Origin of the sequence: Chryseobacterium indologenes (genome assembly GCF_002025665.1) — a bacterium.
Classification (GTDB): domain Bacteria; phylum Bacteroidota; class Bacteroidia; order Flavobacteriales; family Weeksellaceae; genus Chryseobacterium; species Chryseobacterium metallicongregator.
Genome location: NZ_CP018786.1, coordinates 2280964 through 2303364, shown reverse-complemented (window position 1 = coordinate 2303364; position 22401 = coordinate 2280964). Strand labels below are relative to the sequence as shown.

Annotated in this window: 22 protein-coding genes and 1 riboswitch; of the genes, 4 read left to right on the top strand and 18 right to left on the bottom strand. The window is 36.9% G+C overall.

What is annotated here, in order from left to right:
* Positions 1 to 42: 42 nt before the first annotated feature.
* From BUE84_RS10380 to pnuC, 3 genes are all read right to left on the bottom strand, one after another.
* On the bottom strand, positions 43 to 537 hold the full coding sequence (locus tag BUE84_RS10380; protein ID WP_079241564.1) for an RNA polymerase sigma factor: 495 nt from the start codon (positions 535 to 537) through the stop codon (positions 43 to 45).
* Between the two features lie 141 nt (positions 538 to 678).
* Positions 679 to 1710, bottom strand: a complete 1032-nt coding sequence (locus BUE84_RS10375) for a hypothetical protein (protein ID WP_079241563.1) — start codon at positions 1708 to 1710, stop codon at positions 679 to 681.
* Entirely contained in the window at positions 1700 to 2293 is a 594-nt protein-coding gene (pnuC, locus tag BUE84_RS10370; protein WP_079241562.1) for a nicotinamide riboside transporter PnuC, read from the bottom strand. The genes BUE84_RS10375 and pnuC overlap by 11 nt, the downstream gene beginning before the upstream one ends.
* A 25-nt stretch (positions 2294 to 2318) precedes the next feature.
* A riboswitch (TPP riboswitch) is annotated at positions 2319 to 2427 on the bottom strand.
* Positions 2428 to 2560: 133 nt separating this feature from the next.
* Between pnuC and BUE84_RS10365 the strand changes: the two genes are divergently transcribed.
* Complete coding sequence (locus BUE84_RS10365) at positions 2561 to 3025, top strand: PA2169 family four-helix-bundle protein (RefSeq protein ID WP_079243909.1); 465 nt, start codon at positions 2561 to 2563, stop codon at positions 3023 to 3025.
* A 114-nt stretch (positions 3026 to 3139) separates the two neighbouring features.
* On the opposite strand, the gene BUE84_RS10360 is transcribed toward BUE84_RS10365, so the two are convergent.
* Both BUE84_RS10360 and BUE84_RS10355 read right to left on the bottom strand, forming a co-directional pair.
* Positions 3140 to 3751 (bottom strand): DUF4142 domain-containing protein, encoded by a 612-nt coding sequence (locus tag BUE84_RS10360; protein WP_079241561.1) that lies wholly within the window; start codon positions 3749 to 3751, stop codon positions 3140 to 3142.
* A 133-nt stretch (positions 3752 to 3884) separates the two neighbouring features.
* Complete coding sequence (locus tag BUE84_RS10355; RefSeq protein ID WP_079241560.1) at positions 3885 to 4490, bottom strand: alpha-ketoglutarate-dependent dioxygenase AlkB family protein; 606 nt, start codon at positions 4488 to 4490, stop codon at positions 3885 to 3887.
* Positions 4491 to 4867: 377 nt separating this feature from the next.
* Here BUE84_RS10355 and BUE84_RS10350 point away from each other — a divergent pair, with 377 nt between their 5' ends.
* Positions 4868 to 7477: a TonB-dependent receptor gene (locus tag BUE84_RS10350; protein WP_079241559.1), complete on the top strand. Its 2610-nt coding sequence runs from the start codon at positions 4868 to 4870 to the stop codon at positions 7475 to 7477.
* A gap of 109 nt (positions 7478 to 7586) precedes the next feature.
* Here BUE84_RS10350 and BUE84_RS10345 read toward each other — a convergent pair whose 3' ends face one another.
* Positions 7587 to 8168 carry a YdeI/OmpD-associated family protein gene (locus tag BUE84_RS10345; protein WP_079241558.1) on the bottom strand — a complete coding sequence of 194 codons (582 nt, stop codon included), beginning with the start codon at positions 8166 to 8168 and terminating at the stop codon, positions 7587 to 7589.
* A 170-nt stretch (positions 8169 to 8338) separates the two neighbouring features.
* On the opposite strand from BUE84_RS10345, the gene BUE84_RS10340 reads away from it, so the two are divergent.
* Entirely contained in the window at positions 8339 to 8749 is a 411-nt protein-coding gene (locus BUE84_RS10340) for a hypothetical protein (protein WP_079241557.1), read from the top strand.
* A gap of 43 nt (positions 8750 to 8792) precedes the next feature.
* Entirely contained in the window at positions 8793 to 8966 is a 174-nt protein-coding gene (locus BUE84_RS24410; protein WP_158521353.1) for a hypothetical protein, read from the top strand.
* Between the two features lies 1 nt (position 8967).
* Here BUE84_RS24410 and BUE84_RS10335 read toward each other — a convergent pair whose 3' ends face one another.
* The 12 genes from BUE84_RS10335 to BUE84_RS10275 all read right to left on the bottom strand — a co-directional run bounded on the left by BUE84_RS10335 (position 8968) and on the right by BUE84_RS10275 (position 22072).
* Entirely contained in the window at positions 8968 to 9450 is a 483-nt protein-coding gene (locus tag BUE84_RS10335) for a MarR family winged helix-turn-helix transcriptional regulator (RefSeq protein WP_079241556.1), read from the bottom strand.
* A 2-nt stretch (positions 9451 to 9452) separates the two neighbouring features.
* On the bottom strand, positions 9453 to 9941 hold the full coding sequence (locus BUE84_RS10330) for a GNAT family N-acetyltransferase (RefSeq protein WP_079241555.1): 489 nt from the start codon (positions 9939 to 9941) through the stop codon (positions 9453 to 9455).
* A gap of 152 nt (positions 9942 to 10093) precedes the next feature.
* Positions 10094 to 11509 (bottom strand): efflux transporter outer membrane subunit, encoded by a 1416-nt coding sequence (locus tag BUE84_RS10325; protein WP_079241554.1) that lies wholly within the window; start codon positions 11507 to 11509, stop codon positions 10094 to 10096.
* Positions 11510 to 11604: 95 nt separating this feature from the next.
* Positions 11605 to 14751: an efflux RND transporter permease subunit gene (locus BUE84_RS10320; protein ID WP_034694383.1), complete on the bottom strand. Its 3147-nt coding sequence runs from the start codon at positions 14749 to 14751 to the stop codon at positions 11605 to 11607.
* Positions 14751 to 15938, bottom strand: a complete 1188-nt coding sequence (locus BUE84_RS10315) for an efflux RND transporter periplasmic adaptor subunit (protein WP_079241553.1) — start codon at positions 15936 to 15938, stop codon at positions 14751 to 14753. The genes BUE84_RS10320 and BUE84_RS10315 overlap by 1 nt, the downstream gene beginning before the upstream one ends.
* 1 nt (position 15939) lies before the next feature.
* Complete coding sequence (locus BUE84_RS10310; RefSeq protein ID WP_065394571.1) at positions 15940 to 16395, bottom strand: transcriptional regulator; 456 nt, start codon at positions 16393 to 16395, stop codon at positions 15940 to 15942.
* A gap of 116 nt (positions 16396 to 16511) precedes the next feature.
* The gene (locus BUE84_RS10305) at positions 16512 to 17024 is read right to left on the bottom strand and encodes a GNAT family N-acetyltransferase (RefSeq protein WP_079241552.1); all 513 of its coding nucleotides are present in this window, start codon (positions 17022 to 17024) and stop codon (positions 16512 to 16514) included.
* 154 nt (positions 17025 to 17178) lie between these two features.
* On the bottom strand, positions 17179 to 17409 hold the full coding sequence (locus BUE84_RS10300) for a DUF2007 domain-containing protein (RefSeq protein WP_034694374.1): 231 nt from the start codon (positions 17407 to 17409) through the stop codon (positions 17179 to 17181).
* Between the two features lie 61 nt (positions 17410 to 17470).
* Entirely contained in the window at positions 17471 to 18796 is a 1326-nt protein-coding gene (gene lat, locus BUE84_RS10295; RefSeq protein WP_079241551.1) for an L-lysine 6-transaminase, read from the bottom strand.
* Positions 18797 to 18909: 113 nt separating this feature from the next.
* The gene (locus BUE84_RS10290) at positions 18910 to 20460 is read right to left on the bottom strand and encodes an aldehyde dehydrogenase family protein (protein WP_079241550.1); all 1551 of its coding nucleotides are present in this window, start codon (positions 20458 to 20460) and stop codon (positions 18910 to 18912) included.
* A 474-nt stretch (positions 20461 to 20934) separates the two neighbouring features.
* Positions 20935 to 21123 carry a hypothetical protein gene (locus tag BUE84_RS10280; RefSeq protein ID WP_034694367.1) on the bottom strand — a complete coding sequence of 63 codons (189 nt, stop codon included), beginning with the start codon at positions 21121 to 21123 and terminating at the stop codon, positions 20935 to 20937.
* Positions 21124 to 21205: 82 nt separating this feature from the next.
* Positions 21206 to 22072, bottom strand: a complete 867-nt coding sequence (locus BUE84_RS10275) for an SPFH domain-containing protein (RefSeq protein ID WP_079241549.1) — start codon at positions 22070 to 22072, stop codon at positions 21206 to 21208.
* Between the last annotated feature and the right edge of the window lie 329 nt (positions 22073 to 22401).

The window sequence follows — 22401 nt, the reverse complement described above, 5'->3', positions numbered from 1 at the left end:
GAAATTAAATGATGAAGTAAATTGGAATAGTAAAAGTATCATCTAAAAGAAAAAATTCAAATTCGCTCTCAGAAACTTCAACACCTTATTCACATGTTTTTCAACAGCCGTTTTAGAAATATCATTTTCCTGAGCGATGGTAAACAGACTGAGATTCTGGATTTTATTTTTGATGAAAAACTCACGGCTTTTTTCGGGAACCTGCTCCAGAAGACTTTCTATCTTTTTGAGCTGGTCTTCCTGCTGTATTTGTTTTTCAATTTCTGAGCTTTCTTCATCCTGACTTTCAGGGGAACTTTCTAGAGGAACGAAAATCATTTTTCTTTTACGGTAGAAATTGGAGACTTCCTGTTTGGCAGATTTAAAAATAAGCGCTTCGATTTCTGATGGAGAATGGGCTTTGGACAGATATTTCCAGACATGCATAAAAATGTCCTGTACAATTTCTTCAATATCTTCTTCTTCCGAAAGGTATTTGGCCACAAAAAAATACACCCTGTGCTTGTAACCGGAATATATTTCTTTAAAATGATCCATTCTTTAATACGTCTTTGAACTCAAAACTGGTGATACAAAAGTATCTAAAAGCTATGGCAATCATATTAAATATATATTAAGTTTAAATTCTTAGCATTCATCCATCGCCGGATTTTCAAAGAAGTATTTTCTGATTATTTCTCAGAAAGAAAAGTTTACATCATCCGCAGAAGGTCTGAAATTGGAATGCATTGCTGCTGTAAAATAGTCGCAGAATACCTGATATACTGCCGAATGGGTATCCGTAGCCCGGATTCCCAGCTGTGTATAAACGGTAAGGATCTGATGGGACAATTTTTGAACCAGTTCTACTCCATATTGATGAATCTCATGTTCTTTATCTTCTGAAATTCCTTTGTGATCACCGAGTATATTTTCTACTTCTCTGGCTATATTTAAAACTTTTCCCAAATGCTTTTCAACGGATTCTGCAAAAATTTTGAAATTGATTTCAGGACGAATATTTTCTGCTTCTTCAATAAAATGAGAGGCCATTCCCAAATAATTGACCAAGAGCGTCAAATCCGCAAAAATCCGAAACGGAATACTGTCCAAAGTATCATTGGTGAAAAACTGATCGTACACAAAACTGTAATCTTCACTCACCAGAACATTTTCAATAGTGAAAGAATAGGTACCGCTGGCTTTCATTCCCATGGATTTCCAGTTGGGGATAATTTCAGCATGTTCTTTCGGAATGATGAATGATTGAATAGTCTCATTCCCGTCTTTATCCGTTATAGGTTTCCCGTTTTCTGTAATTTTGGCATTGAGTGTAAAATGGGTCAGATGAGGTGCTCCTGTTGCAAAATTCCATGAACCGTTGATCAGATAGGTATTATCATCCTGCTTTTCTGCGGTACCACCAACCATTCCGCTTCCGCCAAAACAGGTTTTGGTATGGGTGAAGAGAAATTGGGCAACTTCAGGTTTGACGTTTCTGGAAAAATAGTTGGCTCCGGCACAAAGTGTCAGCATCCAGCCAAAGCTTCCATCGGTTTGCGCCCAGCCAAATAATGCTTTAAGCCCTTCTTCAAAACGATAACCGAGTCCACCATATTTTTGGGGAACCCAGATTTTAAGCAATCCTTCATCGTGAATATGCAGCATCACTTTATCAGAAATTACAGAAGCTCCCTGAAGTTCTTTTCTGATCTCTTTATTACTGAGCATGAGCTTTGGATTTAATAATTTTTTGCCATTCTATATAACCGGAGATTGCCACTAAAAATAAGAATGATGTTAAAACAGCATAGAGATATAATTCCTTATGAATCATTAAAGGAATGGAAATAATATTACTGATATTGAGGATCACCCAGTTTTCAATTTTCCGTCTTGCCATCAGCCACATTCCTGCCCAGGCAAAAGCACTTACCAGAGAATCCCAAACAGGAACATCCGAATCGGTAAAATGAGTGAGAAAAGACCAGAATAAGATAAAAGTTCCCAAAACAATTCCTCCGGTAATCCATTTTTCATTGGTGGTGGTAACGGAGATTTCCATTTCGGATTTCTGTTTCCCGAATTTCCAGTACAACCATCCGTAGATGCTCATAATCAGGTAATAAAGATTTAAGGTAAATTCAGCATAAAGCTTTGATGTAAGCATTACGTACAGCGTAAGCAGAATACCTGCAATTCCGAAAAGATAGTTGTTGACATTGTTTTTACGGGCCAGTAAAACCTGAATCACTGAAAATAAGACTCCGAACCATTCCGGTAAGGTAATTTGTTTTAAAATGTCCTGCATCATATTAATTTTTAGAAATCAAATGATGAGATGATAAGTAAGCAATCCCTACGCCGGCATTGTCCGGATCAGGTGTGGAAGTACATTCCTGGGTATCATCTCAGCCACTGTTATCTGTAGCACCCCATTGTTGGGGCAAAGGTGCAGCTTTTTTGTGGAAAAAGAAATACATCAGACTAACTTTTTAACGTATATGATCAGGATTATAAAAGATCTGAGTGTTAAATTATAATTTAGTAGATCATTATGTTTAATTTAAAAATTTATATTATGGACAATCAGAAAGAAATCTCAGTACTTAATGACTTACTTCACATTACAAATGACAGAATGGAAGGCTTCGAAAAAGTAGAAGGGAAAGTCTGGGAAATGTATCCTGATGTAAAGGATGAGTATGATCATATGATTTCACAATCGAAAATCATGAAGAATGAACTTATAAACCTCATTACAGAAAGACAGGGTAATCCGGAAAATTCAACTTCCATTGCAGGAGCCATTCACAGGACATGGATTGATATTAAAAATTCTTTCACCATGGGTAATTTGGTAGAATCTACATTAGGAAATGTAGTGTTTGGGGAAAAAGCAGCTATAGAAGCATATCAAAATGCTATGGACAGTGGAGATCTTAGTGAAAAAGGGATTAAAACCGTCTCAGAGCAGCTTCGTAATCTGAAAGATTCTTATCGGCAGTTTAAGAAAATTGAAGAATACAAAAAGAAAGAAGAATAAAAAACTCCCCTTAAAAAGAGGAGCGTAATAATCAAGAACAAAATAATATTTAATCATTCAAAAGTATCAAATACATTCTGTTTGTCTTATGATGCAAGTCATATTAACCCTAGATTATCTGACCGCATTTTTCGCCTTTTCGGATTCTTTTAAATGATGTTCAAGTGTGGGAAGTGTCTTAGAAGCAAAAGATTTTAATGAAGTTTCTGTTCCCTTTGATGCTTCTTTTTTGAATACTTCTATATCTTCTTTATGATCACTCACCATAAGATCTGTATATTTTTTGTCAAAGTCTTTTCCTTTCTTAGCTTTCAGATCATTATACATCTTCTGCTTATCTGCCTCCAAACCTGTGGGAAGTGTATAGCTATTATTAGAAGCCCAGCTTTTAAGTTCATCATTCACTTTGGTATGATCCGTTACCATCATGGATCCCAGAGATTTTACAACAGGATTTTCAGCATTTGTTTCTGCTAATTTTCCCATCATAACTTCCATCAGCCCTCCTATTGCCGCTGCATCTGCAAACTTTTTGTCCTGATCACTTAGAGAAGTTTTCTGGTCTGTGGAGGTTGAAGTTTTAATAGAATCGCTCACCGTCATTCCAGATTCAGCGGAAGGAGACATGGTTGTACTTTGCGTGGATTGGCTGGACGGTGTTTGGTCATTTTTTTTACAGCCTGCCAAAGCAGCTACTGCAAAAATTGTTACTACAAAATTTTTCATAATAATAAATTTTAAGTGGTGATATGAGTGAAATCTATGAGGACTTCTTTATAATAGCAACAATTTATCGGCCAAATAACATTTTCAGCAAATCATTTATTATCATAAAATATTATGAATAAACATTTTACAATTATCGAATCAGCCGGAATGTAAGATTAATACGCTCCTTCATAGAGGTTGCAGACTTAGCAATCCTGTGTTCCCAGTTTTCCTGAAGATCACCTTTCATAATCAATAATGATCCATGAGGAAGTGGTAGGCTGTATTTACTTTGATGATGATCTTTTTTCCTGAAATCAAAATTTCTGGTCTGCCCTAAACTTAAAGATGCAATCACAGGACGTTTCCCGTATCTGCTTTCCTTATCCTGATGCCAGGCAACCGAATCATTATGATCCCTGTAAAGATTAAGCAATACGGAATTGAACTGATAACCAAATATATCTTCTATCCTTTGTTTTAAAGAAAATAATTCGGGAGTCCAGACGTTATTATCCACTTCACCATTTCCTAAAGGATAATCCGTTTTCGGATCACCATACCAGGCTGTTAAACGAGGGGTCAAAACCATTTTATCATACATTTTCTGGGTTCGTTGTTTCCAGGGAGCGGTTTCAAGCAGATGATTTTTAAGTTGGTCCGCTTCGTCCCGACTCAGGAAATGTTCTCTGTATTCCAAAAGGTCTTTTGGAAATTCATATAAATCTTCTGTGTCGAACAAGCTGAGCTGAGTCATATTTTTATTTTTTAAATAAGAGAAAAGCTTATGGTATTTAAGCAAATAAAATTGATACAAATAATATCTACAAATATATTAATAATGATACATAATAAATCATCCACGGAAGATCATTATAAAAAAGTACACATGGGTGGATTTTTCACATGAGTTACATAATTATTTTTTTTCGTTAAAAACAAGCCAATTATAGTATAATTCACTTTTATAACAAATTGTAAATTAAATATCTGAAATAATTAATACATCCAAAAAAACGAGTAATAATGCATTATATGCATACAATAGCATATCACTTCGGGAAGATTTAATACTTAATTCAAAAATAATTATCCATCTTTGCAGCCTTAAAATCAAACACGCTAGTTTATTTCATGAGCATTACTTTTAAAAAGCGACTAATTATAGCGCTTGTATTACCTACGGCCGCCATCTATTATGGGCAGAGTACGAAGGATTCTTTAGAGAAATCTAAATCTATTGATGAGGTTATGTTGGTAGGTAGAAACCTTTCCCAAACAGCCAAAGAGAGAAAAACACCTGTTGCAGTATCCAACATTAAGGCTGCAGAAATTCAGGAAAAACTGGGAAACAGAGAATTCCCTGAAATTATGAAGTCTACTCCATCCGTTTATGTTACCAAAGTAGGTGGAGGATTCGGAGACAGCAGAATCAACATGAGAGGTTTTGACGGGGCTAACATTGCAGTAATCATCAACGGACAGCCGGTGAATGATATGCAGGGAGGTACAGTCTACTGGTCTAACTGGACCGGATTAGCTGATATTGCAAGCAATATTCAGATTCAAAGAGGTTTGGGAGCTTCCAAATTTGTAGTCCCTTCTGTAGGAGGAACGATCAATATTGTAACCAAAGCTACCGATTCTGAGCAGAAAGCAATGATTAAAGGAGAAGTTGGAAATGATAACTACTCCAGAATATCAGCAATGTACTCTTCAGGATTAAAAAACAAATGGGGAACAACAGTATTGCTTTCCCGCTGGCAAGGTGACGGATACATCAATGGAACAAAAGGAGAAGGTTACTCATGGTTTTTCTCTACAGGATTTAAGCCTAATGAAAAGCATGCGTTCAATTTTATCGCTACCGGAGCACCACAAGTACACGATACGAGAAGGTCTTCTGCAACCGGAGCTAATGTGGCAACACTGCAGCAGTTTGAAACTTACGGAAGAAGATACAATCCACAAACAGGAATGCTGAATGGTTCTCAATTCAATTTAGCACCGAACTTCTACCACAAGCCTATCGCTTCATTAAACTGGGATTGGAATATGAATGACAATCTGAAGCTATCCACAGTTCTTTATGGTTCATGGGGACGCGGTGGCGGTGGTACCGGACTTAACGGTTCTATCAAAAACGCAGCCGGACAAACTATGAACTTCATGAATTATGGCGCAGGTGGCGACGGTACGATCAACTGGGATATGATTTACCGTTATAACAGAGGCGGTATGGTAACAGATTATAATGGAAATAGCTTCCAGAAATCAACCTTCACTGCACCTGCAGGTTCTCCTGGTGATTATAACGGAAAATATGTAGCGACTCTGAACGGAACCAATGGGATCGTAAGAAAGCAGAGTATCAATGCTCATGACTGGTATGGAGTAATCGCAGACCTTAATTACAAAAAAAATAACTGGACTTTCAACGGAGGAATTGATCTTAAAACATACAAAGGAGCTTTGTATGACATTGTAACAGATATGTTAGGATCTGATGCATTGTATGTTCCTAATACTGCCAATGCGCCAAAAGGATATTTTATCAATCAGACTGTAAAACCTGAACCGCTTACCAAACTTAAAGATGCTCAGAAAGTATCTATCCATAATGAAGGTTTGGTAAAATGGGCTGGTATCTATGGAATGGTTGAATACAGTTCTGAAAAGCTAAGTGCCTCTGTTCAGGGATCTGTTTCCGAGCAATACTACAAACGAGTGGATTATATGCTGTATACTCCAGGAAATCAGGAGACAAAATGGTATCATAAAACAGGATATATTGTAAAAGGAGGTGCCAACTATAATATAGATGATCACCATAATGTATTTTTCAATACAGGAGTTATTTCAAGACAGCCTTTATTCAATGCATTATTCCCATCCAACCAGAATATCTATAATGATGCTAAAAATGAAAGAATCTTCTCTGTGGAATTAGGATATGGTTTCAAATCGCGTTATATAGATGTGAACATCAATGCTTACAGAACGCAGTGGGATGACAGATTTATCTCAAGAACATTCAATGCTACGGCAGCAGATGTTGCAAAATTCTCTCAGTTAAGCCTTGGAAATGCTTATTTCTATAATGCTTTGAATGTAGGACAGGTACACCAAGGAATCGAATTGGAAGCAAAGGCAAGACCTTTTACTAACCTTAGATTAAGAGGAATGGTATCATTGGGTAACTGGAAATATAAAGGAAATGCTAACTTCAACATTCTGGATGTTCAAACCAACCAGGAAATAGCAGGAGCTACAGGAGTGATCAATATCAAAGACCTGAAAGTAGGAGATGCTGCTCAAACAACAGCAAGCATCGGAGCAGATTACAATATCACCAAAGCATTCAGTATTGATGCCAACTGGGAATATTATGACAAGCTTTATGCTCAGTTCAACCCGATCAACTTCCTTACTGAAGCGGCAAGAGAAAAAGGAATTGTAAAATTGCCAAGCTATCATTTATTTGATGTTGGTGCTTCTTACAAATTTACATTGGATGCGAAAAAATCTTTAACATTGAGAGCTAACGTATATAACTTATTTAACAAATATTATATTTCCGAATTGAGCTCCAATATCTTCGCAGGAGATAAAATTGCCAATGGTCCCGATGCCGGAAAAACGTATCAGGAAGCTGGCAGAGTTTATCAGGGTGTTGCAGACGGCAATACAGGATTCCTTGGTTTTGGAAGAACCTGGTCTGTTGCAGCCACTTTGAGATTCTAAGATAATATATTTTAATAATGAATCAATTGAAAAGGCTGTCTCATTTTTGGACAGCCTTTTCTTATTTTTAAACATAAGTGTCAAAAATAATGTTCTATCTTTTTACAGCTTAAAAATTTTTAGGTTTTTTATTCTGAGCAGCCTGTCTGGCTATTTCATCAATACGATTTTTTCTGGTTTCAGGTCTTTTGGCAAGTACAATCCATTGAAGCAGCATTTTTTTTATAGATTTACTCAAGCTTAGAAAATAGATTTCGGAGCCTTCATGCAGTTTAAATGCTTCACTCAGGTCATCAGGAATGGTAAGGTCTTCTACCGAATCCAAAATATTCCACGAGCCATTCTCTTTTGCAATTCTGATCGTTTCAAATCCTGCTTTGGTCATCAGATTATTTTCTATCAGCTTCTGAACCTTATCTTTATTAATTTTGGACCAGGTACTCTTCGGCTTCCGTCTGCTGAATAACTGCATAAACGAACCTTTGTCTATGGTTTTTCTCGTACTGTCAATCCAGCCAAAACAAAGGGCTTCATCTACCAGATCCGTCCAATGAACAATGGGTAAATTTGATTTTCTGGTATTACAGATAAGCCATACAGACTGCTCTATATGATGATTCTCTTCCAGCCATTGCCTCCATTCTTCCTGTGTATTGACACAGAAGGTGTGTTTGTATGCAATTTCTCCCATAGCTTTTCTTTTATTGATGTAAAATTAACTTACTTTAATGACAATAGTTTGTCAGTATTAAATTTCTATTTCTTAATTATCACATTCCATAATATAAGGCTATTTTAAAGAAATAAATGATAAATTAGACAAACTAAATCATTAAAAGGTTTTACTTTTTTTACTTAGATATGGACACAGAAACTATAAATTATATTATCAGATATTTTGGGAAATTAATGACCAGGGACGAAGCATTAGCACTGAATCATCATATGTATACTTTGAAGAGTTCTGAAAGTGAGCATATAAGAAATGCAATGATAAAGCGGGGCTGGATAAATTCTGATCCTGAAGTCATACAACTATTAGAACATGGACATGAAGTTTTTGAACAAAATGTTGTAACCCGGATAATGGCAGAAACTCCTGAAAAAGTTTTTTTCAACAATTGTCCTAAATGCCACAAACTCGCCCGTACTCCACGTGCAAAACAATGCAGATATTGTGGATATAACTGGCATCATTTAACTGCTGCTCAGTTTAAGCTCAGTAATACATTTCAAGTTACAGGAAGATTTTTTTTTAATAGGACAAATTGAAGAAAGCAAAATAAAAGAAGGACAAAGAATAGATTTAAGAATATTGGGTCTTAATAAAAAACCTAAAATTCAATCCATTGAATTTGTCCTTACACGTCAGGACGAAAAAGCATGGGAAGATATTGCACTGGGTATAGCTGAGTTAACTGCAGAAGATAAAGAATATTTAAAAAGTATCATGCCAGTAAGAGATCCACTTGACATCATAACAGAATAAATTATTTTTTCGAGTTCTTCACCTGCAATGCTCTCTGATAAAAAGACTGATTGGCAATTTTCTCTTCTGCTTCATCAATAGCAGTCAGCAGATTGTTTTTATTGTCTGCAATATCCCCTAAAATCTGAGCCATCAGTTCCCAAACAGGTTTCATTTTTTCAATAAGATCGTTCCCTTTTGAAGTCAGTTTAAACAGTCTTTTTCGTTCATCCTGCTTATCTTTTTCCCATTGGATCAATTCCTGTTTTTCCAGTTCTTTGAGCAGGGTTATTGTAGATGGATGGGTATACCCTATTTCATTGGCAATTTCAACAACGCTTGCTATTTCTTTTTTATAAATGGTGAAAATTACCGGAAACCATTTCAATTCGAAATCAATTCCGAATGCTTTATAGATCAATGCTCCATCTTTCCTCAATTGTTCACTGAGGCGGTGCAGTCTGGTGGATATGGCAAGAATTCCTGCTTCGTTGATTACATTCATATTCAGTCAAGATTTAAGTGGTAAAAAACATCATCAGCACTCATCAAAGGAAATTTAACAGGAAGATCGCTTTTTTCAATCTTTACAAATTCATTCCTTTCATAGAAACGCTGGGCTGCTTTCAGTACCGTTATGGTTCCCAAATATAAATCATCAATTCTGTTTTCGCGACAGAAAGAAATTAAAACTTCCAATAATTCCTGCGCAATATTCAGTTCTTTTCCTCTGAATTCCTTTTTCACAAACATTTTTCTGATGGCTCCTGCCCTGTCGTCAAATTTAACCAATGCTATAGAACCCACCAGCTCACCATCTACAAAAGCACCCCAAAAGTTACCTCCGGCTTCCGTGTAAAAACTTTCTATCTGCAGAAGGTCAGGTTGATCTTTAATAGTAATCGGAATATTAAACTCTTTCTGCTGAATCGTCAAAATCAGATCAATGGCCTGCTCTGAATAAGAATTTCCTATGGGTTGTATCTCTAATTTCATAGTATTTATATTTTAAAGTACAAAACTACGTAGTTGAATACATATATACAAATTGATTTTACCTATTAAATAATTTTAGCATGATCAATAATCAAAAAAAACGTATGCCATTCCTGACATACGTTTTTATGATATTACATTGCTGAATATGGTTATTTCCAGCCTCCTCCTAAAGCCTGATAAAGCTCTACGGCTGCTTTCATTTTACTGTATCTTGCATTGGAAATGTTAAGCTCTGCATTCAATGAATTCACACTTGCATTCAATACTTCAAGATAGTTAGCCATACCATAGTTCACTAATTCCTGGGAATAGTCAACCGATTTTTTGTAGGCATCCAACTCATGTTGCTTCAATTCAATAAATGAATCCTGAACAGAGAAAACTCTGATGGCATCCGAAACTTCTTTTCCGGCAGTCAGAACTGTTTTTCTGAAGTTGAGATAAGCCGTTTCTTTATTGGCAAGACTTACGTCATAGTTGGTCTGAATCTGTCTCTTATTTAAAATCGGTTGAGCCAATCCTGCTACTACGTTTGCAAACAATGAATTTACACTGAATAAGTGGTCAATATCTACCGACTGTACTCCTCCGCTTCCTGTCAGTTTTAAAGTTGGATAAAACTGGGCTTTCGCAGCATTGGTCAGCTCAAAAGCATTCATTAAGTTATACTCTGCTCTCATAACATCCGGACGGTTGGCCAGAAGTTGAGTAGGATAACCTAATTTCAAATCGATTGGAAGTTTTTGCCCTTCCAATGTAGATCTTTCGATAGAATGAGAAGGCTCTCCCATCAGAAGACTCATGGTATTTTCAAGCAATTGGATCTGTGTATCAATATCAATCAGTAATGATTTGGCATTGAAAACAAGAGCCTCACTTTGCTGTACTGCTACTTCAGTAACTGTTCCGGAAGTTTTTAAAGCCTTAGTTGCTTCAAGGTTTTTCTCTCTTACCGCAATGGTTTCTGAAATAATTCTCTTCTGTGCATCAAATGTCAACAATTGATAATATGCAGAAGCGATGGAAGACACCAAACTACTTTTAACAGCTTTATGCGCTGCAACAGTTCCTAAATAAGTAGCCAGTTGTGCTTTCTCCTGTGCTTTTAATTTACCCCAGATATCCGCTTCCCATCCGATACTTGCCGTAATGTCAAACTGGTTCACATAACGTCTTGATCCGATAATCTGTCCGAACTGTGTATTGATAGACTGTGTCTGAAATGTATAGTTGGGTCCTATGGAAACAGTAGGCTGGTAGGCTGCTTTGCTTTGTTTAAGATATGCTTCCGCAGAATTAATACTTTCCAAAGCAATTCTGATATCAAGATTGTTCTCCAGTGCCTTAGAAATATGTCCCTGCAATATAGGATCAGTGAATATCTCTTTCCAAGAAATATTTGCAATACTGGCACTGTCCGAAGGAAGCATATCCGTACGGAACAGCTTTTCGTCTACAACATTCTTCGGTCTTTCATATTCTTTTCTTGCCATACAGGATGAAATGGCACCGAGTATGAAAACTGAAAAAGTGATTCCTTTTATGATGTTTAATAAACTCTTCATTATAAAAAATTAGAAATTAGATGTTAGAGGCCAGAAGTTAGATAGAGCTTTAGACTAATTTCTAAATATCTAACTTCTAACTTCTCTAATTAATTTTATTCTGCTAAATTGATATCTTCTTTTTTGATAGGCTTAATTTTTTCCTGCAGTGTTTCAAAAATCACATACAGAACCGGAATTACAAATAATCCCAAAACAGTTCCTATCAATAGTCCGATTGCCGCACCCGTAGCGATAGATCTGTTACCTACTGCTCCAATTCCACTTGCCAGAACTAACGGCAATAAACCGAAAATAAAGGCGAATGATGTCATTAGAATAGGTCTCACCCTGGCTTTTGCTGCATTGATGGCTGACATTACAATGGTTTCTCCATGATGTCTTCTCTGAACAGCGAATTCAACAATAAGAATTGCATTTTTCGCCAGCAGTCCCACGAGCATGATCAGGGCAATCTGGAAGTAAATATTATTTTCCAGTCCCATAATCTTCTGGCCGAAGTAAGCTCCCATTACCCCAAGAGGAAGAGAAATAATAACAATCAGCGGAAGGATATAACTTTCATACTGTGCAGAAAGGATAAAGTAAACGAAGATCAAACTTAGCCCGAAAATCAGAAGTGTCTGAGATCCTGAATTTAATTCTTCTCTGGTTAACCCTGTAAATTCTACGGCATAGTTTTGATTCAGGGTTTCATCTGCCACCTGTTGTACAGCAGCAATCGCATCCCCGGAACTGTATCCGTCAGAGTTTGCTCCTGTCACCTTCACTGAAGTAAATAGATTATAACGGCTTACAGATTGTGGTCCATAGGCTTTTGTTAATGTTACAAACTGTGAGATTGGAGTCATGATCCCTGATCCTGTTCTGACATAAAGCTGATTCAGATTGTCAATATTCTTTCTATTCTCAGGAAGAGCCTGAACCATCACCCTGAACTGCTTTCCATACTTGGTAAAGTCGGCAGTATAAATACCACCAATATACCCTTGCATAGTCGCCAGAATGTCGTTTACAGAAACACCAAGCTGCTTGCTCAGAGGAACATTAATTTCCATCTGATACTGAGGATATTTTGTATTGAATGAAGTCTGTGCAAACTGAATTTCCGGTCTCTGCATCAGCTTACCGATGAATTCATTCGTTTTAGCATCTAAATCGGCATATTCACCTCCTGACTTGTCCAGCAATACCATTTCAAAACCTGCACTGTTACCAAATCCCGGTACACTTGGCGGTTGGAAGAATACGACTTTAGCGTCAGGAACAGATCCTACAATTCCAAATAATTTTTTGGTGATATCTTCAGAAGTCTGTCCGTCTTTTTTTCTTTCTTCGAATGGTTTCAGTTTCACAAAGGCAAGACCGTTGTTACTTCCGTTTCCGGATAAGAATCCTCTACCCGTAGAAATTGTTACATTCTGTACTCCCGGAACTTTTAATGCTTTTGCCTGAAGTGTTTTCAAAGCATTATACGTTCTTTCCATAGAAGCTCCCGGAGGAAGCTGAACATCTGTAAAGATAATCCCTCTGTCTTCTGTAGGTACAAAACCTTTCTTCATACTGCTGCTTGCCCAGAATAAAATTCCTCCGGTAACAGCAAAAATAATTAAGGTAACCCATTTATGTCTTAACAAGAATACAAATCCTCTTCCGTAACGCTCAGTAGTTGTTTTAAAAGCAATATTAAACTTATAGAAAAACTTCTGTAACAGATTCAGGCTTTGATACTCTTTATGATGCTCTGCGTGAGGTTTCAGGAATAATGAACATAAAACCGGACTCAGCGTTAATGCATTAATAGCAGAAATGATGATGGCAATGATCAACGTAATACCAAACTGCTGGTAGAATACCCCTGTAGGTCCTGTAATGAACGTTACCGGAATAAATACCGCTGCCATTACCAATGTAATAGATATAATAGCTCCTGTAATCTCATCCATTGCCTCTACTGTCGCTTTTTTAGCATCGGAAATACCGTGTTCCATCTTGGCATGAACAGCCTCGACGACGACAATGGCATCATCCACTACAATACCAATGGCCAGTACCAATGCAAATAAGGTTAAGAGGTTCAATGAATATCCGAATAAATTCAGGAAGAAGAACGCCCCCACAATAGATACCGGAACCGCAATGGCCGGGATCAGCGTAGATCTGAAATCCTGAAGGAAAATATACACTACAATAAATACCAGAATGAAGGCTTCGATCAGGGTATGTACTACCTTTTCAATAGAAGCTTCCAGGAATTCGTTGGTATCAAAGTTAAAAGTATATTTTACGCCCTTTGGAAAAGTTCCCTCTGCTGATTTCAGATAGGCTTTGATATTCTTAATAATCTCCTGTGCATTGGATCCCGGAGTCTGGAAGATCCCCATACTGATGGAAGGATTGTTTCCGTTCTCCCCGATTCCTGTATAAGACTGCCCTGCCAGTTCTACTTTAGCAACGTCTTTCAGCATCAGGTTTTGTCCGTTTGCAAGAGATTTGATGATGATATTATCGTACTGTTCTTTATCGTTGAATTTACCTACGTATTTAATGATATATTCAAAAGAACTTCCACTGTTTTGTCCAATAGAACCCGCAGCAGCTTCTCTACTCTGCTCATTGATAGCATTGGTAACATCTGTAGGAGTTACACTGTAGGCTGCCATTTTTGCAGGATCCAACCAGATTCTCATGGAATAGTTTTTACCACCGAAAACGTTGGCATCCCCTACACCATTTACCCTTTTCAGGTTCGGAATAATGTTGATATTCAAAAAGTTCTGAAGGTATACGTCATCCAAATCTTTATTTTCAGAATAGAAAGACATATACATCAGGGCACTGGTCTGCTGCTTCTGGGTTACAACCCCTGAACGTGTTACTTCAGATGGTAAAAGAGGTGTTGCTCTCGCTACACGGTTCTGTACGTTTACCGCTGCAATATCCGGGTCTATTCCTTGTTTGAAGAAAACCTGGATCTGAGCAGAACCGTCATTCCCGGCACTGGAAGTGATATAATCCATACCTTCCACCCCGTTGATCTGTTCTTCCAAAGGAACTACCACACTTTTCATCACCGTCTCAGCATTGGCTCCCGTATAGTTTGCGGAAACACTTACCGTAGGCGGCGCAATATCCGGGTACTGCGTAACCGGTAACGAGATCAGCCCTAGCACACCGAGAATCACAATCAAAATTGAGATTACGGTAGATAAAACCGGTCTGTTAATAAAGTTTTTTATCATTAGAATTTCGGTTTTATAGATTGAACAAGACTATCCATTTTGATTGGCTTCGGCTTCACTGCTGTTCCCGGTTTCAGACCTCCGATACCAGCTGCAATAACCGTTTCTCCTTTATTAACTCCTGATTTAAGAAGAGCCATATTGTCAATTCTGTCGATCACATTTACAACAACGTTTCTGGCAGTATCTCCTTTTTCTACTTTGTATACGTAAACGATACCTTGTTGCTCATAAGTAGCACTTTCAGGTACAACAAGAACATTATCGTAATGCTGAGGGAATCTGATGGTTCCACTGTTACCATTACTTAATAATTTCTGAGCATTCGAAAAAGCAACTCTGAACTGGATAGTTCCGGTTGTAGGATCAATCTGACCAGTAATGGCTTCAATTCTCCCTTTTTCAGGATAAAGACTTCCATTGGCCAACTGAAGTTCTACCATGGGTAAGTTTTTAATTTTCTCAGGCATAGATGCTCCCGGAGATTTTTCAAGGAAATCAAAATATTCCTTTTCATTCATCGCGAAGTAAGCATAGATCTCGGACGTATCTGAAATTGTTGTCAAAGGTGTCTGATCAGACGGCCCTACCAAACTACCTACTTTTAATGGTAGTCTTCCGATCACCCCGGAAATAGGAGCACGAATGATAGAATATTCAATATTGGCTTCTACTCCTTTGTAATTCGCTTCAGCCTGTCTTTTGGCAGCATTAGCCTGTTGAAGCTGAGCCTGAGCCTGTGCCAACTGAGCCTGTGCTGTCTGCAATTGTACACTGCTGATGATATTTTTCTGAACCAGAGGTTTTAGTTTGTTTACTTCAACCTGAGCCGCATTTACAGAAGCCTGAGCCGCTGCAACACTGGAGGCCGCAGCACCTATTCCTGCTTTGGAAGCTGCTGCATTTTCGTTCAGGATATTGGTTTCCAAACGAAACAAAGGCTGCCCTTTTGTAACGTATTGTCCTTCATCTACCAATACCTGGGTAATATACCCTTGTATTTTTGCACGTACATCATTGTTTACTCTACCTTGAATGGTAGCCGGAAACGTCTGATAACCCACTATATTTTTTGACTCCACGGAAACAACCGGATACGGCTTGGCACCATCCTGTTTCGGAGCTTCTTTTTTGCAGGCTGTCAGTGAAAACGCTGCAATGGAAAGTATAACTAGCTTATTATTCATTTTATAGTTTATTAAGAGATTCCTGAATATTTTCTATGTTTTTATTTAAGAGTGCTTTGTAAACTTCTATTCTTTCGTTGTATCCATCATCTTTACTTTTTTTAAAATTGTTTAAATCATCTAATAGTTTTAGTTCGTCCTGCATCTTTTGGACAATTTTTTCGAATCGTATTTTCTTGTATTCATCATTGATGAAAAAATACCGTTTCCGCTCATCCATTTTGTTATGGTCTACGATAAGCTGGGCATTGAGCAGTAATGAAATACTGGTAGAAACAGAGCTTTTGCTTGCAGAGAGCACTTCAACAAATTCGTCAAAAGTAATTCCTACTTTCTCATAGTCAAAAAGAAGGTAGGAATAAATTTTTGAAGCTAAAGGGGGTAAGCTGAACACGGTGCCATAGAATTTTACGGCATCTTGAAAAATTTTTTCATCAATTTCTATACTTTGGTGCATAATATAAAAATTTGAACAAAAGTAGAAATTAGTTCAGAACCAAACGAACAAACCTGATAGAGTTTATAAATAAAGGGCGTTTTAAAAATTCAATGAAAGTTGATTTAACTTTTTGCTTAAATTATAATCTTCTCAAAAGCTTTTCTCATTCCGTCTCTTAAAAGAACTTCTCCGCAATAAGAGTAACCTCTGCCTTCAAGGATTTTCAACATGGCAATATTGTCATGGTTAGTATCAACTTTAATACTCTGAATCCCATGGGATTTGGTAAATTCTTCAATCTGATCAAAAAGCTTTTTAACCATACCCTGCCCTGCAAATTTTTCATCTACAGCCACTCTGTGAACCACAACAAATTCACCATCACTTAACCATGCTCCTTCTATCGTACTGTAAGCAGGTTCATCATTCAGAATAAGTGCTGCATATACTGCAATCTTGCCATCCACTGTCATAACGTGGCCAAATCCTTTCGCAATATCACTTTCCACTGTCCCGAGATTAGGGTATCCGTTCTGCCACTGGGTACTTCCATCCTGTCTTCTTCTTTCAATGGACTGCTGGATGATTTCCCAAATAATGTTTCTGTCTTCAATTTCCGCTTGTCTTAGTTTAATCTCCGGATTCATGTTGTAAAATTTGATTAAAAGATTGATGTAAGAATTAAAAAAGTTACTGTTTGTTCAATTCTTAAATCAATGGTTTATAAATAATTAAAAAACCGAAAATTAATTAAAATTAATTTTCGGTTCGAAGTAGTAAAATTTAAAATTATGAAATTGTTTATTGATTTTCACTTTGTTGAAGGTAAGCATCAATAATTTCAAATGCTTTTTTTTCTTCTTCCAGATCTACCATAACCTTCAGCGAAGTGGCTGTTGGCGTAGTGGTAAACGTAAGATAGTTATTTTCAACGGTATTTGCAATTTGCGCGTCATCCAATTTAGACTTAACCAACTGAATTTCTGAAGGGTTATCACTTACATAAACTGATACTCTCGTACTTCTTTCCATATTCTAATTGTTTGAGTATCTAAATATACGATGTTTTTTTCAAAATTACAAATCCCGGGTTTTAAATTTTATTAATATTGTTTTCAATTTTATCTAAAGCAAGTTGGATTTCTTCTTTAGTAACATTCAAGTGAGGTCTGAAACGAAGAGACTGATCTCCACAAGGAAGAATGATTAATCCGTCATTGAAAAGCTCATTCATCAGGTGGTTTCTCTGCTCTGCAGTAGGAAGATCAATAGCACACATCAAGCCTCTTCCTCTTGCGTTTGAAATTTTTTCAGGATATTTTTCAGCAAGAGCTTTTAAGCTTTCCAGTAAGAAATCTCCAACCACTCTTGCGTTTTCAACAAGATTTTCTTTTTCGATTACTTCCATTACCAACTGAAAACGAAGCATATCGATAAAGTTTCCTCCGAATGTAGAGTTGATTCTTGAACTTTCTCTGAAAACATTGTTCGGAACCTGATCAAACTTCTCTTTATTGGCTAAAACCCCACAAACCTGAGCTTTTTTTCCGAAAGAAATGATATCCGGTTTTGCTGTAAAATGCTGGAAAGCCCACATTTTCCCTGTAATGGCAATACCTGTCTGAACTTCATCAAAAATAAGTAAGATTTCGTTATCATCACAGATTCTTCTTAATCCTAATAAGAATTCGTCTCTGAAATGATTGTCACCTCCTTCAGCCTGAATAGGTTCAATGATGATACAAGCCACTTTATCAGGGTGCATCAAAATTGCCTCTTCAATCTGAAGCAAAGCAAGATTTTCGTTTTTGATGGTTTCTTCAAGGTTTTCTTCAGTAATCGGGAACTTTAATTTTGGATTTAAAATTCTCGGCCAGTTAAACATTGGGAAATATTGGTACTTTCTTGGATCAGAAGTATTGGTTAAACTCAAAGTATAACCACTTCTTCCATGGAAAGCCTGTTTGAAGTGGATACAGATTCCAGCTTCAGTGTCTAATCCTTTTTCAAAGTTTTTGCGGGTTTTCCAATCGAAGCATGCCTTCATTGCATTTTCAACTCCCATCGTTCCGCCTTCGATAAAGAAAGCGTATTGTAATTCTTCAGGGATAACTACTCTTTCAAATACTTCAAGGAAATGAGCGTATTCTTCCGAGTAAACATCAGCCAAAGTAGGTTTGTTTACAGCCATTCTTCCTAACCATTCTGATCTTTCAACAAGATAAGGGTGATTGTATCCGATGGATGCTGATGCAAACATAGAGAACATATCCAGGTATTCTCTGTCTGTCAGTTTATCATAAAGCCAAGATCCATGTGATTTTTCAATATCCATCACAAAATCGAAACCGTCTGCCAACACATGTTTTCCTACTGTTTCTTTTACTTTATTTGCTTTTATATCTAATGTGTGTTCCATAATAAATTTGTAGTGTGATTTAATAAATGAATGATTAAATGACGCTAATAATACAGCATTTAACCATTCAGGTTATTAATTTTTTTGTTTTTTGAGTACTTTAAGTAGAGCTTTTATAAATCAAATTTAATTCCTTGTGCTAAAGGAAGTTGTGCAGTGTAATTTATAGTATTGGTTTGTCTCCTCATATAGTATTTCCAAGCGTCAGATCCTGACTCTCTTCCTCCTCCGGTTTCTTTTTCACCCCCGAAAGCTCCACCAATTTCAGCACCGGAAGTTCCGATATTGACGTTGGCAATACCACAGTCTGAACCTGCATGAGAAAGGAACAATTCTGCTTCTCTTAAATTCTGAGTCATGATTGCAGAAGACAATCCCTGAGGAACATCATTCTGAATAGCGATAGCTTCCTCTAATGTTTTGTATTTGATCAAATATAGGATCGGTGCAAAAGTTTCGTGCTGAACAATCTCATAAGAGTTTTTCACTTCAGCCACACAAGGTTTTACATAGCATCCGGATTCGTAATCTTTACCAGATAAAACGCCACCTTCAACAACGAATTTCCCGCCTTCTTTTTTACATTTTTTGATCGCTTCTTCGTATTGGTTTACAGCATCCGTATCAATAAGTGGTCCCACATGGTTGTTTTCATCCAATGGATTTCCGATTTTCAGCTGCCCGTAAGCTTTTGTTAATCTTGTTTTCACTTCGTTGTAAACACTTTCGTGGATGATTAGCCTTCTTGTTGAAGTACATCTCTGACCAGCAGTTCCTACAGCTCCGAAAACAGCTCCGATAATCGACATATCGATATCAGCTTCTTTTGTAATGATGATGGCATTGTTTCCACCTAATTCAAGAATAGACTTCCCGAATCTTTCTGCTACTTTAGAAGAAACCATTCTTCCTACTCTTGTAGATCCTGTGAAAGATACCAACGCTACTCTTTTATCATCTACCAGTTTCTGTCCGATTTCGTGGTCTGATACCAATACGCTTGAAACTCCTTCAGGAAGATTATTTTCCTTCAGAACTTCCATCATGATATTCTGGCATGCAATAGCACAAAGCGGTGTTTTTTCAGATGGCTTCCAGATGGTAACGTTACCACAAATCCAAGCCAATGCAGTGTTCCAGGACCATACGGCTACCGGGAAGTTGAATGCTGTAATAATCCCAACAACTCCTAGTGGATGGTACTGCTCATACATTCTGTGTCCAGGTCTTTCAGAGTGCATAGTGTACCCCTGAAGCTGTCTTGAAAGTCCAACTGCGAAGTCACAGATATCAATCATCTCCTGAACTTCACCAAGACCTTCCTGTAATGATTTACCCATTTCATAAGAAACAAGTTTACCAAGATCGTCTTTATATTCTCTTAATTTTAAGCCCAGCTGCCTTACCATCTCTCCTCTTTTTGGAGCCGGGATCAGCCTGAATTCCTGAAATGCTTTTTGAGCAGTTTCAATTACTTTGTCATAATCACTTTCTCCGGAAGTTTTTACTTTAGCGATCAATTTTCCATCTACAGGAGAAATGCTTTCTATCACCTTTCCTGAAGCGAAATATTTTCCGCCCACTGAAGTCCCTTTGTTCTCTTCTTTAATCCCAAGATTCTTGAGTGTTTTTTCAATTCCGAAATCCTTTACTTTTTTTGACATAAAATCTTACTTTTCGTTCTCTCTAAAGATAAAAATATTATGTGAACCTCAAAACTTTAATTTTTAATACGCTTTTTATTTGGACTAATTATAAACATGCTTATCTTTGTAGCGTAATCTTTTTGATAATCACCAATGGAAAATTCACAAGAAAACAACTCAAAGCTTAAAAAGTGGTTCAAGCGTGTGGGATGGGCAGGATTAGCTTTCTTTACTATTAAAGGCTTGATTTGGCTCGTTATATTCTACGTTGGAGCAGATAGTCTCCAGAGTTGTATACAATAAAAAAGCAGAGAAAATTTCTCTGCTTTCTTTTTGGTGTAAGATTAACTGAATTGTTATTTCTTTATTGAAAGGCTAAAAAAGGAGGTCTTTTTTATACTTTCTGTAATTTTAAAAAGGGGAAAAATATTCGATTTCTGTGCGTGTATTCCCCAAAAAGATTATTTTTCTTGTTTGATCCACCCTTTTAAACTACTCTTTCTTCTTCCTCCCTGCGTTGACAAGGCTCTGATGCAACAGGTATTCTATCTGTCCGTTCACACTTCTGAATTCATCATTGGCCCACTTTTCAAGGAGTTTATAAGTAGACTCATCTATCCTTATCACAAAGGATTTTTTTCCTTTGCTTTCCGAAGAGTTCTGAGCTTTTTCTGATTTCATTTTCTAAATTCTCTAACATTATTTCTGACTATTTTAGTGTAAAGTTATCTGCACTAAAATCTAACTGTTAATTATTCACTTCTTAATTATAAAGTGTTCCCGCATTTAATATTGGGGTTGCTGCTTTTTCACCGCAAAGAACCACCATTAAATTACTTACCATTGCTGCTTTTCTTTCATCATCAAGATCTACGATATTTTCTTCAGAAAGCTTTTTCAATGCAAGGTCTACCATTCCTACCGCTCCTTCTACAATCTTAGTTCTTGCAGCAACGATAGCTGTCGCCTGCTGTCTCTGAAGCATTGCTCCTGCAATTTCTGAAGCATAGGCCAGGTGTGAAATCCTTGCCTCCTGAATCACAATTCCAGCCTTTGAAAGACGATCTGTAAGTTCCTGTTCCAAAATAGAATTGATTTTATCTCCTCCTTCTCTCAATGTAATAGGAGCATGATCATCTTCTAAATTATCATAAGGAAAGCTCATCGCTAAATGTCTTACCGCCGCTTCACTCTGCATTTTTACAAAATCTGAATAACGCTCCACATCAAAAGCCGCTTTATAAGTATCTCCTACTTTCCATACAATTACAACTGCAATTTCAATAGGGTTACCCATTTTATCATTTACCTTCAAAGTCTGACCTTGCAGATTTTCGGAGCGTAAAGAAATTTTTTGTGATGAATATAAAGGATTGATAAAGAATAATCCGTTCTCTTTTACACTTCCCACGTATTTTCCAAAGAAGTTTAATACTCTCGAATGGTTAGGCTGAATGATCATTAACCCTTTTAAGAAAAAGCACGAAAGAAGAAAACAAAGCATAGAGATAACCACATAAGCTATACTTTGATCTACTCCACTCACAAAGAAGTATACTGCTGCAACAAACAAGGCCAGGCAAATGACCAATGTAAGATAACCCGACATGGGTTTTAATGTTTTTTCCATGATTGAATTTTAATTTGATATTATTTTGATATCATAAAGATAGTAATGAATTTTGAATTATGAATGATAAATTTTGATTTTTTTGAGGTGCGATTTTCGGGATATCGGATTCGGGTATTTTAGCTAACGCAAAGTTCGTGAGGCTAATTCATTAGGATGCATTATATTTTTGTTCGCAAAGCCACTTCGTTTAGCTAAGACCACTATTTTTTTTGCTGAGTGAAACGTCTTTGTGAGCGATATTTTAGCATCATCAAAATCATTGCGGACCTTGCGCTAAAAAAACAAGTTCTTTACATTTTACAAAGCTTCTTCTTCTCTTGCAGAAT

Bases quoted from the DNA above. Each gene is read 5' to 3' on its own strand.
- BUE84_RS10345 (WP_079241558.1), bottom strand. From the start codon at position 8,168: ATGGGAGAAATTGCATACAAACACACCTTCTGTGTCAATACACAGGAA.
- BUE84_RS10335 (WP_079241556.1), bottom strand. From the start codon at position 9,450: ATGAATGTAATCAACGAAGCAGGAATTCTTGCCATATCCACCAGACTG.
- BUE84_RS10315 (WP_079241553.1), bottom strand. From the start codon at position 15,938: ATGAATAATAAGCTAGTTATACTTTCCATTGCAGCGTTTTCACTGACA.
- BUE84_RS10360 (WP_079241561.1), bottom strand. From the start codon at position 3,751: ATGAAAAATTTTGTAGTAACAATTTTTGCAGTAGCTGCTTTGGCAGGC.
- BUE84_RS10380 (WP_079241564.1), bottom strand. From the start codon at position 537: ATGGATCATTTTAAAGAAATATATTCCGGTTACAAGCACAGGGTGTAT.
- BUE84_RS10320 (WP_034694383.1), bottom strand. From the start codon at position 14,751: ATGATAAAAAACTTTATTAACAGACCGGTTTTATCTACCGTAATCTCA.
- lat (WP_079241551.1), bottom strand. From the start codon at position 18,796: ATGGAACACACATTAGATATAAAAGCAAATAAAGTAAAAGAAACAGTA.
- BUE84_RS10375 (WP_079241563.1), bottom strand. From the start codon at position 1,710: ATGCTCAGTAATAAAGAGATCAGAAAAGAACTTCAGGGAGCTTCTGTA.
- BUE84_RS10290 (WP_079241550.1), bottom strand. From the start codon at position 20,460: ATGTCAAAAAAAGTAAAGGATTTCGGAATTGAAAAAACACTCAAGAAT.
- BUE84_RS10330 (WP_079241555.1), bottom strand. From the start codon at position 9,941: ATGAAATTAGAGATACAACCCATAGGAAATTCTTATTCAGAGCAGGCC.
- BUE84_RS10305 (WP_079241552.1), bottom strand. From the start codon at position 17,024: ATGAATCCGGAGATTAAACTAAGACAAGCGGAAATTGAAGACAGAAAC.
- pnuC (WP_079241562.1), bottom strand. From the start codon at position 2,293: ATGATGCAGGACATTTTAAAACAAATTACCTTACCGGAATGGTTCGGA.
- BUE84_RS10300 (WP_034694374.1), bottom strand. From the start codon at position 17,409: ATGGAAAGAAGTACGAGAGTATCAGTTTATGTAAGTGATAACCCTTCA.
- BUE84_RS10280 (WP_034694367.1), bottom strand. From the start codon at position 21,123: ATGAAATCAGAAAAAGCTCAGAACTCTTCGGAAAGCAAAGGAAAAAAA.
- BUE84_RS10355 (WP_079241560.1), bottom strand. From the start codon at position 4,490: ATGACTCAGCTCAGCTTGTTCGACACAGAAGATTTATATGAATTTCCA.
- BUE84_RS10340 (WP_079241557.1), top strand. From the start codon at position 8,339: ATGGACACAGAAACTATAAATTATATTATCAGATATTTTGGGAAATTA.
- BUE84_RS10365 (WP_079243909.1), top strand. From the start codon at position 2,561: ATGGACAATCAGAAAGAAATCTCAGTACTTAATGACTTACTTCACATT.
- BUE84_RS10325 (WP_079241554.1), bottom strand. From the start codon at position 11,509: ATGAAGAGTTTATTAAACATCATAAAAGGAATCACTTTTTCAGTTTTC.
- BUE84_RS10350 (WP_079241559.1), top strand. From the start codon at position 4,868: ATGAGCATTACTTTTAAAAAGCGACTAATTATAGCGCTTGTATTACCT.
- BUE84_RS10275 (WP_079241549.1), bottom strand. From the start codon at position 22,072: ATGGAAAAAACATTAAAACCCATGTCGGGTTATCTTACATTGGTCATT.
- BUE84_RS10310 (WP_065394571.1), bottom strand. From the start codon at position 16,395: ATGCACCAAAGTATAGAAATTGATGAAAAAATTTTTCAAGATGCCGTA.